Origin of the sequence: Lacticaseibacillus suibinensis (genome assembly GCF_003946175.1) — a bacterium.
GTDB lineage: Bacteria > Bacillota > Bacilli > Lactobacillales > Lactobacillaceae > Lacticaseibacillus > Lacticaseibacillus suibinensis.
The window spans coordinates 21866-34283 of sequence record NZ_RHOK01000005.1 but is presented as its reverse complement, the minus strand read 5'-3'; the positions used below and the strand labels follow the sequence as shown (position 1 = coordinate 34283).

Below are 12418 nucleotides of genomic sequence, written 5' to 3'. Positions count from 1 at the left end.
ACCGCCAACCGTTGTACTTTCCCGGCCTATCAAGTAAAATAGAGGATAGCTAGAAGGAATAGAGGTGTTAAGAATGGGCACATTAGACCAAACCGTTCATTTTGATTTTCCGGAAAACAGTCCCAAAAACGTTCATGAAACGCTGGCCACTGTGTACAAGTCACTTGAAGAAAAAGGCTATAATCCGATCAATCAGATCGTTGGGTATCTGATTTCAGGCGATCCGGCTTATATTCCGCGGTACAACGATTCACGGAATTTGATTCGCAAGTATGAACGCGATGTGATCATCGAGGAGCTTGTTCGCAACTACCTCGGTAAGGAGAAAAAGTAGTGCGGTTAATGGGGTTAGACGTGGGCTCACGCACGGTGGGTGTCGCGATTTCCGATCCATTGGGCTGGACCGCCCAAGGCCTTGAAATCATTCGGATCAACGAGGACAAAGATGACTTTGGCCTAGACCGAGTGGCAGAATTGGTCAAGCAGTATGAAGTGACAGCATTCGTTGTCGGTCTGCCCAAAAACATGAACAACACTGCAGGGCCGCGGGTGGAGAAATCCCGCGAATACGGCGAGAAGCTGGCGGCTCAATTTGGCTTACCGGTTGACTATACGGACGAGCGCCTGACCACGGTGGAAGCATCGCGGATGCTCGTTGAAGAAGCCGACGCCTCACGCAAGCGTCAAAAACAAGTGATCGATAAACTGGCAGCCCAGCTGATTTTGCAAAACTACCTGGATCTGCACAGTCGCAGCTGAAACATGGAGGGCCCTCATGGCAGAGAAGAATGAGAACGTACAACCAGGTGACGACGAACAACTGATTACCTTGGTGGATGATAAGGGTAACGAAGAATTATACAAGGTGCTATTCACCTTCGATTCAGAAGATTATGGTAAGAGTTACGTGCTTTTGTACCCAGAAAGTGCGAGTGATGATGAAGAAGTGGATATCCAAGCCTTCTCCTTCACCCCAGATGACAACGGCGATGCCTCCCAAGGCAACTTGTTCCCCATCGAAGACGATGATGAATGGGATATGGTTGAAGAAGTGCTCAACACTTTCTTGGCCGATGACGACGACGCTGAATAGTCACACTGAGCCCTGCCAGCGATGGTGGGGCTTTTTGTTTGGGGTCAAGCACAGTTGGCTTAGCAGCCTGTAGATGCGCTGCGGTTGACCAACGCCGGAGTGGATAGCTACGGCCAAGGCCTCGCCGTCCAAGTGCGACGGCAATACCTTGACCTAGGCTACCCATCCGGCTAAGTGCGGCCAACCTCCGCAGCCTGTAGATGCGCTGCGTGAAGGCAACGCCGAAGTGGCTTGATCAGCAGGCTAAGTGCGGCTCTACTCCGCAGCCTGTGGTCGGTAGCGCGTGCTTATGCTAAAATAGAGCGCAGTAACATTTTGAGGGGGACTTGTGGTGACAGACCAAAAGCGACGGTTTAAGGCCGTAATTGGCGATAAAGAATACACAATTATCGGGCCAGGTAGCGTGGCCCAGTTTGAAACAGTCACGGCGCTGTTAAACGAACGCTTGACGGCAATCCAAGCTGCAGATCCTCATATGACGACTGAATCAGCGGCGGTGCTGTTAGCATTCAATGCGTTATCAGAATTAGTCGCGGCCCAAGCTGCCGCGCAAGCTCCGGAGGCGCCGCATGCTTAGTTTGGCAATTTTGCTGGCGTTAGCGTACTTCTTTTATGAAGGCGCCGAGCGCGGCATTTGGCTCCAGCTTTTTCATACGGGCGGCTACCTTTTGAGCATCGGTCTGGCCAGCCTGTTATATCGGCCGATTGCGGGGATGATTGCGCTGTGGGTGCCGTATCCTTCCGCCACGCAGCAGAGCCAGTTTGTTTTTTTTACGAATAAAGTCGGCTTGACCTTGGATGAGGCGTTTTATCGAGGGGTCGCGTTTATTTGTGTCCTCGCGTTAGGCTGGCTCATCACGCGGTTTGCCGCGCTTTGGGTGCATGACCTGAAGTACAAGCGTGCTGACCGCATGAGCTTTATCACCGGCGGCCTGCTCAACCTGCTGATGGGGTATGTCTTTATTTTCCTGCTGCTGTATCTGGTGGCGTTGGTGCCAATGGCCGGATTGCAAAACCTGTTGGCCAATTCCTTTATGGGTCGAACGATGGTGCGCTATTCGGTGGGCCTGACAAGTTGGATCACGCAGCTTTGGATCGGTTAGGGGCTGTGACAAAAGGCGGGTTTGGAGCCGACAGGTAGCCTTTCTAGCGCATGTCGGCCCGTACGCGCTGCGCTACGGGCCGATCAAGCCCACCACCAAGTCCGGACTTTGGACTCGGTGGTGGGCGTAGCTAACTGCTCGGCTCCGGCCTTTTGGCACGTAACTCTGCCAGAACAGTGGAAGTGAAAAGGACCGTGATAGCTGTCGCGGTCCTTCTGTCGCATTAAGGAGTATTTAGATATGAATAAAAAAATATTAACGACGCTGGGGTTTGATCAAATCCGCACCGCGTTGTTGCAGTATGTGGTGACGGCGGCGGGGCATAACCGCGTGCGGGCCTTGACGCCCACTGCTGATGCCAAGACGGTGCAAACTGCGTTAGACGAAACGGCGGACGGGGCGAGCATTTTGCGGCTGCAAGGCGGGATTCCCATTCCCGAGCTTGAAGACATCGGCCCGGCGCTGAAGCGGGTGGAAATCGGCGCCACGCTGAATGGCCATGAGTTTGCGGCGCTGACGCGGGTGCTCCGCACGGTTTCCGCGGTTGATGATTTCCTGACTGGGTTAACTGAAAAAATCGATCTGCGCCGCGTGTATCAACTGCAAGAGACCCTGACCCGGCTGCCGCAGTTGACGCGGCGTCTGTATACCGCCGTCGACGAAGAAGGTAATGTCACCGACGAAGCGAGCGAACAGCTCAAGGCGATTCGCAATCAGATCAGACAGCTGGAAGCCAATATTCGTTCGCGGATGGATAGTTATATCCATGGCAATACCGCTAAGTATCTCAGCGACCCGCTGGTAACGCTACGTGATGATCGGTTTGTTTTGCCAGTGCGGTCCGATTCCCGCGGGCAAGTGCCTGGGGTGGTGCATGATCAAAGTGCTTCAGGCGCCACGTTGTTCATCGAACCACAGGCCGTGGTCGACATGAACAACCGGCTGCGCGAGGCCCAAATCGAAGAGAAAAATGAAGTGGCGCGGGTGTTAGGGGAACTGTCTGAAGAAGTAGCCCCATACACCAAGCAAATCGCTCGCAATGCCACGATTCTCGGCCATTTTGATTTCATCAATGCCAAGGCCCGCTACGCGCGAGCCATCAAGGCAACCGAACCGCTGGTGTCCGCGAAAAATGAAGTTGATTTGATCCAGGCGCGCCATCCGTTGCTCGATCCCCATCACGTGGTGCCGAATGACATCACCCTGGGCAAAGACTACCAGGCGATTGTGGTCACCGGGCCGAATACCGGTGGGAAAACCATCACTTTGAAGACACTTGGGCTGATTCAGTTGATGGGCCAGGCCGGGCTGTTCATTCCGGCACATGAAGAAAGTCAAATTGGGATTTTCTCCGAGGTGTTTGCCGATATCGGGGATGAACAATCCATCGAACAAAGTCTCAGTACCTTCTCCGGTCACATGGCCAACACCGTGGAAATTCTCGATCATATCGATGACCACGCCTTGGTGCTGTTCGATGAGCTCGGCGCCGGGACGGACCCGCAGGAAGGCGCAGCGCTGGCGATTGCCATTTTGGATGAAGTGGGAACGATTGGCGCCGATGTCGTGGCGACGACTCACTATCCGGAACTGAAGCTATACGGCTACAACACTCCGGGTACCATCAATGCTTCGATGGAATTCGACGCGGCGACCCTGCAGCCGACTTACCGTCTGTTGATTGGGGTGCCAGGGCGGTCGAATGCCTTCGACATTTCGCGGCGCCTCGGGCTGGATTCGGCCATTGTCGATCGCGCCAAGGCCTTGATTGCCGATGACAGTCATGATCTCAACAATATGATTGCCGATCTGGAAAGCCAGCGCAAAGCGGCCGAAACCGAATATAAAGCCGTGCGCCAGGAGCTCAACGCTGCCCAAGCCTTGCACGACGATTTGGAAAAGGCCTATCACACCTTCGAGACCCAGCGTGATCAGCAGCTTAAGCAAGCGCAAAGTCAGGCCAATTTACTGGTCGAAAAAGCGCAAACCAAAGCCGATAAAATCATCAAGCAACTGCGCGCCATGCAGCAAAGTGGCGCCGGCAGCGTGAAGGAAAATGAGCTGATTGACGCCAAGACGGCGCTGAAGCACCTGACGCCAGAGTCGGCGCCGAAAAATCGGGTGCTGCGGCGCGAGAAGCGTAAGCAGGCCTTGCATCCTGGCGATACCGTCAAGGTGCTCAGCTATGACCAAACCGGTGATCTGTTGGATCAGGTCGATAACGACCACTGGGATGTCCAGTTGGGCATCATGCGGATGCGCATAAAAACCTCAGACATCGAAAAAATTGCGGCGCCCAAGGCTGAAACTCCGAAACGCCGCGTCGTTGCGGTGAAGGGCGGCAGCGCTAGCGGGCCAAGTACGACGCTGGATTTGCGCGGGGTGCGCTATGACGACGCCATGCAACAGCTGGATAGTTACATCGACTCGGCGCTGCTGGCCGGGTATCCGCAAGTAACCATTGTGCATGGATTGGGGACTGGTGCTATTCGCAACGGGGTCACCCAGTATCTCAAGCGCAACTCCCAAGTCAAAAAGTTCGGCTATGCCCCGCAAAATGCCGGCGGTTCAGGCGCTACGATTGTGCAATTCAAATAATGAGTTGCCTGCAATTAAGTTGAGCCGGCATGGTGAATTGTGCTATAATGATTCTAGTTACAAATAGTAAGGACTTAGCAGCGGCTAAGCCCACCCAGACTGCTTTTGGTGGCAGCCGAAACAAGGAGGAATTCGCATGGTTAAAGTCGTAACTGATCAAGATTTTAAACAAGAAACAGACACCGGCGTGACCCTGACAGACTTTTGGGCAACTTGGTGTGGTCCATGTAAGATGCAAAGTCCAGTGATTGAATCATTGGAAAATAGCCGTTCTGACGTCAAGTTCACCAAGATGGACGTTGATCAGAACCAAGGCACCCCATCTGAATTTGGCATTATGGCAATTCCAACGCTGGTCATCAAAAAAGATGGCGCTGTGGTGGAAAAGCTCGTGGGCTACCAAACTAAGGACCAGCTGAACGCTGTGCTGGACAAGTATACTAAGGCTTAACTTAACCAACCCCTCGCCACCAGGCGAGGGATTTTGTCATGCAAAAAAAGCCACCAGCGCACTGGTGACTAAAACGGCTAAAGTCGCACATGCATATCTGGCCGCGGGACTTCAGCTTTGAGGTCCATGGCGGCAGTGAGATGCACTTTTTGTTTGTGGGTATCAATGGTGGCGTTGGCTTCAACCACCACCCCGAGGGCTTGCTGGAGGCTTTCCGCCAGAAAGCCCGCTTCCAACTGAAAATCCGGCTGGGGGAAGTTCGCAATCCGCGTGGCAACCACGGTGCCAGCTAAGGTATAAACGCGTTCGTGGCGTTTAGCGGCTTCCGCTGTCAGCTCGCCAAAGCCGACTTCGGCAAACAGCTGGGTGAGCTCGGTTTCGTCGACTGGCAGTTTCCGGGCCAAGGCGCGGCCGGCCCAATACGAGATGTTCGAGGTTTCTTCACCTAATAACTCAGGCAGCAGCAAGTCTCTGAGCATCAGCTGCCCGAATAAGGGGCCTTCTGCGGGCAGAGCCAGTAAGTCTTGATATGTTCCTTTTGCCATTGAGGCGCCTCCAAAACTGCGCAAACGCTGCGCAATGATCTTTTTCATTATAGCGGAAAAGACCCCAAGACAACAGAGGCGAAAGACTGCGCTGACTTGAATTTTTGCCGCGTAGCGTCCACAATGGAGGTTCAAAGTCATTTAACGAAAGGCAGATTGGGTTATGAATACACAACCGATTGGCTTCATTGATTCAGGCGTCGGGGGCCTGACCGTCGTCAAAGAAGCACTGCGGCAGCTGCCGAATGAAAATGTCGTCTTCCTGGGCGACCAAGCACGCTTGCCTTATGGGCCGCGGCCAGCCGCGCAGGTGCGGGCATTCACCTGGCAGATGGTGAACTTTTTGCTTCAGCAACAGATTAAAATGCTGGTGATTGCATGCAATACGGCCACCGCGGCCGCTTTGCCTGATATTCGCCAGAAGCTGAACATTCCGGTGGTCGGGGTGATTGTGCCAGGCTCGCGCGCAGCGATCAAAGCCACCAGCACCAACCATATCGGTGTGATTGGCACGGAAGGCACAGTAAAGAGCAACGCCTATGCCGACACCATTCATGGCAAAGCCGCTCACATCAAGGTCACCAGTCTAGCGGCTCCGAAGTTTGTCCCGCTGGTTGAAAGCAACGAAATGACCTCACCAGTGGCCAAGCGGGTGGTGGCGGAAACCCTGCAGCCGCTGCTCCACCAAGGCATTGATACCCTGGTGATGGGCTGCACGCATTACCCATTGCTACGGCCGCTGATTCAAAATGTGATGGGTGATGACGTCACCTTAATTGACTCAGGCGCAGAAACCGTCAGCGAAGTGTCGATGTTACTGGATTACTTCGACATTGCGGCTGGCCCCAAGACGCAGGCCACCCGCACCTTTTATACCACCGGCAATGCCAAGATGTTTGATGTCATTGCCGGCAACTGGTTGGGGCTGAAAGTGGCCGCTCAGCATGTGTCAATTGACAGTGAGGCCACGGATCATTTGCCCGCGGCCGCGCCGCAAACCGTGGTGATCGCCTCGAAAAACGCTGGCAAAGTCAAGGAACTGGCAGCGATGTTTGAAGCAGATGGCTTGACCGTCAAAAGTCTGGCGGATTTTCCTGACTTGCCGACGGTGCCGGAAACTGGCGAGACCTTTGAGGAAAATGCGCGGCTGAAGGCAGACGGTTATGCCAGAGCCTTGGAGCTGCCTGTGGTGGCCGATGACTCGGGCCTGATGGTGGATGCCTTAGATGGTGCACCAGGCGTATTTTCCGCCCGCTACGCTGGCCGTGGTCATAATGATGCCGCCAATAATGCCAAGCTGATTGCCAACCTGGCAGAAGTGGCACCAGAGCAACGCACTGCCACTTTCCATACGACCTTGGTGTTTGCCAAACCGAACGATCCGGACCATGACCTCGTGGTGAATGGCGAGGTGAAAGGCCAAATCACTGGCATACCAGAAGGGGACAACGGCTTTGGCTATGATCCTTACTTCTTCCTGCCGGCGCTAGGTAAAACCATGGCGCAGCTGACGAGCAGGGAGAAAAACCAGGTCAGCCATCGCGGCAACGCAATGCGCGCCTTGGAGCAGCAGTGGCAGCAGTGGTTCACCGGGAAAGGAGCTTCGCATGAAACTCGTCGCAGTGAGTGATACGCATGGGGATCATCAGATCCTTGAGACAATTTTGACCCAGCAGCCAGACGCCGATGCCTATTTTTACGCCGGCGATTCCGAGTTTGCCGCTGATGATCCGATTTTTGACCATTATGTGGCGGTCCGTGGCAACATGGATTTTGATTCGGCTTTTCCGCTGACCGTCAGCCAAACCGTGGCTGGAGTGCCAGTGTTCATGACGCATGGCCATCGCTTTGGGGTGAACTTCAGTTTAAATCAATTGCTGGACGCTGCGGCTAAGGCCAAAGCTCGAATTGTCATTTTTGGCCACACTCATCAGTTAGGGGTGGAGCAGCACGATGGCATGGTGGTGCTGAACCCTGGGAGCATCTCCCAGCCGCGCGGCCAGTTTGCAAGGATGGGTGGCACTTATGCGGTGATTGAAGCGACTGATGAGACGATCACGGTCACCTACTATCTGCGCAGCGGCCAGCCGGCGCCGGATCTGAAGCGGCGCTTTGCGTTGAAATGATGGCATCAGCCGAGGGGAGGCGAAGGCGATGCCGCTCGTCCCAGATTTGCGCGCCTGGCCGCTGGCTGAGGCACAGCTGCAGCTCAAAACGTTGGGGCTGATTGGTCGCCCAATCAAAGTCACAGCCGCCGTCCGCTATGCAAACCGCCAGCCGCAAACGGTCCTGAGCATGACGCCACCGCCTGGCCAGCAAGCGAAAACAGCGATCGTCAAACTGTTTTACCTGGATGCCAAGACCCTGGCAGCCAGCCAGCGACAGGCGGAAGTACTGGCCAAAAAGCCAACCGCAACGCCAACTCATCCAGACTTGGCGCAAAAACTGCCGGCGCAGCGGCACCGGCCTCAGCTTTCGGAACCGGTGAAGCCACGGGAACTTTTCAAATCATAAAGCAAGAAGCTGACCAAGTCGTCGGCTTCTTTTTGATTAGCCCCATGAAAAAAGCCCTGAAGCTTCGCGCATCAGGGCCGTTTGTGCTTTATAGAAAGACTGCTTTATATAAGACGATGGCTGTGATGGCGGCCAAAATCGGTGCCACCACAGGCACCCAAGCATAGTCCCAATCAGAGCTGCCTTTGTGCCGCAGCGGCAACAGCTGATGCAGCAGGCGGGGCCCGAGGTCACGGGCCGGGTTCAAGGCCGGGCCGGTGGGGCCACCAAAGCTGGCAACCAAGGTAGCAACAAGGAACCCCAGCGCCATGTGCGCAGTGCCCAGGTTATTCTGGAAGAATGGGGCTTTGGTAATGCCCAGCGCACCGAAGAAAAGAATAAAGGACCCAATGAATTCGTTGATAAAGCCGTTCAATTTGCTGCTGGTGGCGTTGATCGTTGAGAACGTGCCCAAGACGTGGCGCGTGTCGGTGGTCAAGTCGTAATGCGGCTTGTAAGCGGCCACCACCCACAGCTGGCCAAACATGGCCCCAGCAAATTGAGCAATAATGTAAGGTAGCACTTCGCTCCAAGGAAATAACCCTGCCGCCGCCAAGCCAATCGTGAACGCGGGGTTGATGTGGTTCCCCGAAATCCCGCCAATCATCATGGCTGGGATCATGACCCCAGCCCCGTAACCGACTGCAATCAGCATCCAGTCCGAACCATTACCTTTTGTCCCTTTGAGATCGACGTTGGCGACTGAACCGTTGCCTAACGCGACCATGATCGCGGTCCCCATGAACTCAGCAAAGAGTCGGGTCCAAAGATCGTATGTCATTATTGCGCCTCCATCTGCCCTTATTTTCTGAAATTGGACAGTCATATGCTTACCAGTGTAGCAAGGGTTAAGGGCATAGTAAACAACCTTTGTGAAAGAAGCAAGCATTTGCCCTTCACAAATAACAGGCCTGCGGAAAAGCCTTGAAGCCGATTTCACATACAGTGGGAGAGGCATGAAAGTGTGCCGCCGGGCGACCGCAACCGGTTACAAATAACGGCGTCGGTGTGGGCATTTCGGTGGCTGAGGCTGAGCATCACTTTGTTAAATCCTGTCTAAACCTAGGCCATGAAGGTGCTTTCAGCGCGGTAATTCGCTACAATAGTGCTGTACGACAAAAGGAGCGATTTTATTGATAAACCAAGTGATCGAGAACATGATGACGGAAAACCGCAGTCATTTCCTTATTCCTGGCGATATGATTGCCAGCGTCAGCGAAGACAACTCGCTGCGGCACGCGTTTTTGGTTCTGACGAAAGTGCGCTACGCCAAAATTCCCGTGCTGGATAACCAGGATCATTTCAAAGGCTTGATTTCACTGCCACAAATCACCGACAAAATGCTCGGCCTAGATGACATCACTGCCGCCCCGCTGGACCAATATTGCGTGAAAGATGTGATGGAAACCGGCGTGGTCACCATTGATGACCCTTATGATATCGAAGAAGTGCTCCATGCCTTAGTCGATAGCGCGTTCCTGCCAGTCGTGCAAAAAGATGGCACCTTCACCGGCATTGTGACCCGGCGTGAAGTGATGAAAGGTATCAACTACATCGGCCATAATATTGATAAAGAATACGCATTAACTGAGAAGACCCCGGAATTGAAAAACTAAAGAATGACGTAAAAACACCAGCCAACTTCATCAAGTTGGCTGGTGTTTTGCTGACAGGTTAGAACCGCCGCCCCATAATCGCTAAGCTGCGGCGCTGGCCATCCATCAAGGCCACGTCTGGTAGCAGGCCCCACTGGCTAAACTGGTTTTTGGTGAACAAGCCGAGACTTGGGGTGTTGTGGGCGAAGATAAAGGCGACAAGGGCATCCAGGCCCAGCACCGGCAGCTGGCTGAACACATAATCCAGTGCCGCCTGGCCTAAGCCTTGGTGGTGATGAGCGCCATCGATGTAGATGCTGATTTCTGCTGTATGGCCATATGCCGGACGGCCGTAAAAGTCTTCCAGGCCCACCCAGCCGGCGAGGTCGTGATTCTGTTTGATCAGCCACAGCGGCCGGCGGTGCGGGTCAAACGCGGCAAACCAAGCCGCTCTTGAGGCGACCGTGACTGGCTCAAGATCGGCAGTGGCTAAGCGGCTCGGAATGATTTGATTGTAAATGGCGACCACCGCCGGTAAATCGGCTTTGGTGGCAAAGGTAAATTCTGGTTGCATGACTGGCCTCTTTTGGTTTGAATAATCGTATTATACGCCAGTTGCCGCCTCGCTGGGTTTGTCTAAGAAAATCGTGGCTAACACGCCCAGCACGACGCCAGCCACCACCGTGAGGATCACACCGATGCCGGTGCTGGCCGGCCAATAGGGCTTCAGACCAGTTTCCACCAGGATCAACGCGGCAGCCAAAACAATGCCGATGACCGCATAATACACTTGCGCTTCGAAGCGCTTGAGCAACATTTCCATCACTTTGGCGATGACCAGCAGCCCGACGATGGCGCCCAGCATGAAGGGGCCGAGCAAGGCCACCGTCATCAGCTGCTCCTGAAAAGCGGTCCAATTGCCGGCTAACAAGGCGCGTAGCGTTGGCCCAATCGCGCTCACCGCATTATACACAGTGCCATATTGGTCGATCACCATTAACATAATGGAACCGGAGATGCCCGGAATCGCCATCAGTGCGACGGCGAACACGCCAGCGAAGGTCATGGTGCCGGCATCAGCCAATGAGTTGAGGCGGGTGATGGCAATCAGATTCTCAGGCTGCTCACCACCGAGCTTAGCTAAACCGTAAATCGCAGCGAATCCCAGCACCGTCAAGAGCACATACCAACCCTTGAAAGGCACCTGGGTGATTTTGCGGTAGATGAACGGGCCAATTCCCAGCACCAAGCCGATAAAAAAGCTGTAGCTGGGAATTGGCCAGCTCGCGGTGACCAACAAAATGGCCTTAGTGGAAAGCAAAATTCCCAGCACCGCGCCCAGCCCCACTGGAACCAGCAGGCGCAAGTGGGTGCGCGGTGCTTCGCGAAAATGGTTCACCGCCGCGAGCAGGCGGTCATACAGCCCGACCACCACCGCAAAAATGCTGCCGGATAGGCCGGGAATAACAAGGGCGATACCGATGAGGGCACCTTTGATCAGATTTAGCAAAGTCAGTCTCCTTATTGGGCGCGATTAGGATTGGCGTAGATTAAGGGGTGGTGTCGGCAAATCGATGCCAGCATCATGCAAGGCTTTGACATAAGCGGCGAGAAACCGGCGCTGCACGTTGAGCTGTTCACCATTAGCGGTGAGGAACTTGACCTGGTAGCTAAAGGTGCCATCACCGTTATCGGTCAGCCCCAAGACATCGGGGCCTTGGCGAATGGCTTTGATTTGCGGGACGAGGTCGGCGTTGACTTGATCGATCACCGCGCGCACATGCTTGAGATCCGCTTCTGGGCGCATCGGCAATTTAACCAATGCCAGCATGTTGCTGCGAGAAAGATTCGAAACAATGGTAATATTGCGGTTAGGAATGTAGTTCACGGTACCGTCATAGCTACGCACAATCGTCGTCCGCAGCCCCACTGAGGTGACCACGCCGGTAATGGTGCCAAGTGTAACGGCATCGCCGACGTCAATCTGGCCTTCTAATAGAATGAAGAAGCCCGTGACGACATCAGCGACAAAGCCTTGGGCGCCGAGGCCTAACGCGATGCCGACCACCCCAGCGCCAGCCAGCAAAGTCCCCACTGGTACGCCCAGCACGGTCAACACCGCATAAAGGTAGAAGAAAAAGACCGTATAGCCCAGGACATTTTTGCTGAGAGCGTGCATGGTGGTGGCGCGGGTGCTGGAGACGCCAGTGCGCGCTTGGTAAGCGTGAAAACCGTGATTGATCAGGCGTTTGCCAATGGCGTTAATCACCAGAAACAGCACGGTGAACAAAACAATTTCAACCACGGTACTGACGATGGCATCGATGATCTTGCTCCAATCGATGGCATCGAAGTAGCGTCGCCAGGCATTGGGTTCCTCAGTTAAAGTGGTCAGTAGGATGTATGGGTTCAATATAATCGCTCCTTAGTCTGTTATCAGTGTAACAAAATCCACCAACCCGGCCTAGCGCTGGTCTTGA

16 protein-coding genes are annotated in these 12418 nt (G+C 54.3%); 11 read left to right on the top strand and 5 right to left on the bottom strand.

Annotated features, from left to right (window positions below; translation table 11 throughout):
• Window positions 1-73: 73 nt before the first annotated feature.
• The 7 genes from EKM90_RS03605 (at window position 74) to trxA (ending at window position 5245) form a co-directional block, all read left to right on the top strand.
• Window positions 74-334 carry an IreB family regulatory phosphoprotein gene (locus tag EKM90_RS03605; protein WP_125579761.1) on the top strand — a complete coding sequence of 87 codons (261 nt, stop codon included), beginning with the start codon at window positions 74-76 and terminating at the stop codon, window positions 332-334.
• Window positions 334-759 (top strand): Holliday junction resolvase RuvX, encoded by a 426-nt coding sequence (ruvX, locus tag EKM90_RS03600; protein WP_125579759.1) that lies wholly within the window; start codon window positions 334-336, stop codon window positions 757-759. Before EKM90_RS03605 ends, ruvX begins: the two co-directional genes overlap by 1 nt.
• 16 nt (window positions 760-775) lie before the next feature.
• Entirely contained in the window at window positions 776-1093 is a 318-nt protein-coding gene (locus EKM90_RS03595) for a DUF1292 domain-containing protein (RefSeq protein WP_125579757.1), read from the top strand.
• 331 nt (window positions 1094-1424) lie between these two features.
• Window positions 1425-1670: a cell division protein ZapA gene (zapA, locus tag EKM90_RS03590; protein ID WP_125579755.1), complete on the top strand. Its 246-nt coding sequence runs from the start codon at window positions 1425-1427 to the stop codon at window positions 1668-1670.
• Window positions 1663-2196 (top strand): CvpA family protein, encoded by a 534-nt coding sequence (locus EKM90_RS03585; protein WP_125579753.1) that lies wholly within the window; start codon window positions 1663-1665, stop codon window positions 2194-2196. The genes zapA and EKM90_RS03585 overlap by 8 nt, the downstream gene beginning before the upstream one ends.
• A gap of 240 nt (window positions 2197-2436) precedes the next feature.
• On the top strand, window positions 2437-4794 hold the full coding sequence (locus tag EKM90_RS03580) for an endonuclease MutS2 (RefSeq protein ID WP_125579751.1): 2358 nt from the start codon (window positions 2437-2439) through the stop codon (window positions 4792-4794).
• A 136-nt stretch (window positions 4795-4930) separates the two neighbouring features.
• Entirely contained in the window at window positions 4931-5245 is a 315-nt protein-coding gene (trxA, locus tag EKM90_RS03575; protein WP_125579749.1) for a thioredoxin, read from the top strand.
• A gap of 77 nt (window positions 5246-5322) precedes the next feature.
• Here trxA and EKM90_RS03570 read toward each other — a convergent pair whose 3' ends face one another.
• Window positions 5323-5790, bottom strand: coding sequence for a DUF2507 domain-containing protein (locus EKM90_RS03570; protein ID WP_125579747.1), 468 nt, complete (start codon window positions 5788-5790; stop codon window positions 5323-5325).
• A 163-nt stretch (window positions 5791-5953) separates the two neighbouring features.
• Between EKM90_RS03570 and racE the strand changes: the two genes are divergently transcribed.
• Genes racE through EKM90_RS03555 form a run of 3 tightly spaced genes read left to right on the top strand, consistent with a single transcriptional unit; the run spans window position 5954 to window position 8304 of the window.
• Window positions 5954-7420, top strand: a complete 1467-nt coding sequence (gene racE / locus EKM90_RS03565; protein ID WP_125579745.1) for a glutamate racemase — start codon at window positions 5954-5956, stop codon at window positions 7418-7420.
• Complete coding sequence (locus EKM90_RS03560; RefSeq protein WP_125579743.1) at window positions 7398-7916, top strand: YfcE family phosphodiesterase; 519 nt, start codon at window positions 7398-7400, stop codon at window positions 7914-7916. The genes racE and EKM90_RS03560 overlap by 23 nt, the downstream gene beginning before the upstream one ends.
• Window positions 7917-7944: 28 nt before the next feature.
• Entirely contained in the window at window positions 7945-8304 is a 360-nt protein-coding gene (locus EKM90_RS03555) for a PASTA domain-containing protein (RefSeq protein WP_125579741.1), read from the top strand.
• 88 nt (window positions 8305-8392) lie between these two features.
• Here the strand turns inward: EKM90_RS03555 and EKM90_RS03550 are convergent, their stop codons facing one another.
• A complete protein-coding gene (locus tag EKM90_RS03550) occupies window positions 8393-9124 on the bottom strand; it encodes an MIP/aquaporin family protein (protein ID WP_125579739.1) in 732 nt (243 codons plus the stop codon).
• A gap of 352 nt (window positions 9125-9476) precedes the next feature.
• Between EKM90_RS03550 and cbpB the strand changes: the two genes are divergently transcribed.
• Window positions 9477-9959: a cyclic-di-AMP-binding protein CbpB gene (gene cbpB / locus EKM90_RS03545; RefSeq protein ID WP_125579737.1), complete on the top strand. Its 483-nt coding sequence runs from the start codon at window positions 9477-9479 to the stop codon at window positions 9957-9959.
• A 58-nt stretch (window positions 9960-10017) separates the two neighbouring features.
• On the opposite strand, the gene EKM90_RS03540 is transcribed toward cbpB, so the two are convergent.
• The 3 genes from EKM90_RS03540 to EKM90_RS03530 are packed head-to-tail and all read right to left on the bottom strand — an operon-like array spanning window position 10018 to window position 12354.
• Window positions 10018-10512 (bottom strand): GNAT family N-acetyltransferase, encoded by a 495-nt coding sequence (locus EKM90_RS03540; RefSeq protein WP_125579735.1) that lies wholly within the window; start codon window positions 10510-10512, stop codon window positions 10018-10020.
• A gap of 30 nt (window positions 10513-10542) precedes the next feature.
• Window positions 10543-11448: a DUF368 domain-containing protein gene (locus EKM90_RS03535; protein ID WP_125579733.1), complete on the bottom strand. Its 906-nt coding sequence runs from the start codon at window positions 11446-11448 to the stop codon at window positions 10543-10545.
• 24 nt (window positions 11449-11472) lie between these two features.
• On the bottom strand, window positions 11473-12354 hold the full coding sequence (locus EKM90_RS03530) for a mechanosensitive ion channel family protein (protein WP_125579731.1): 882 nt from the start codon (window positions 12352-12354) through the stop codon (window positions 11473-11475).
• Window positions 12355-12418 lie beyond the last annotated feature (64 nt).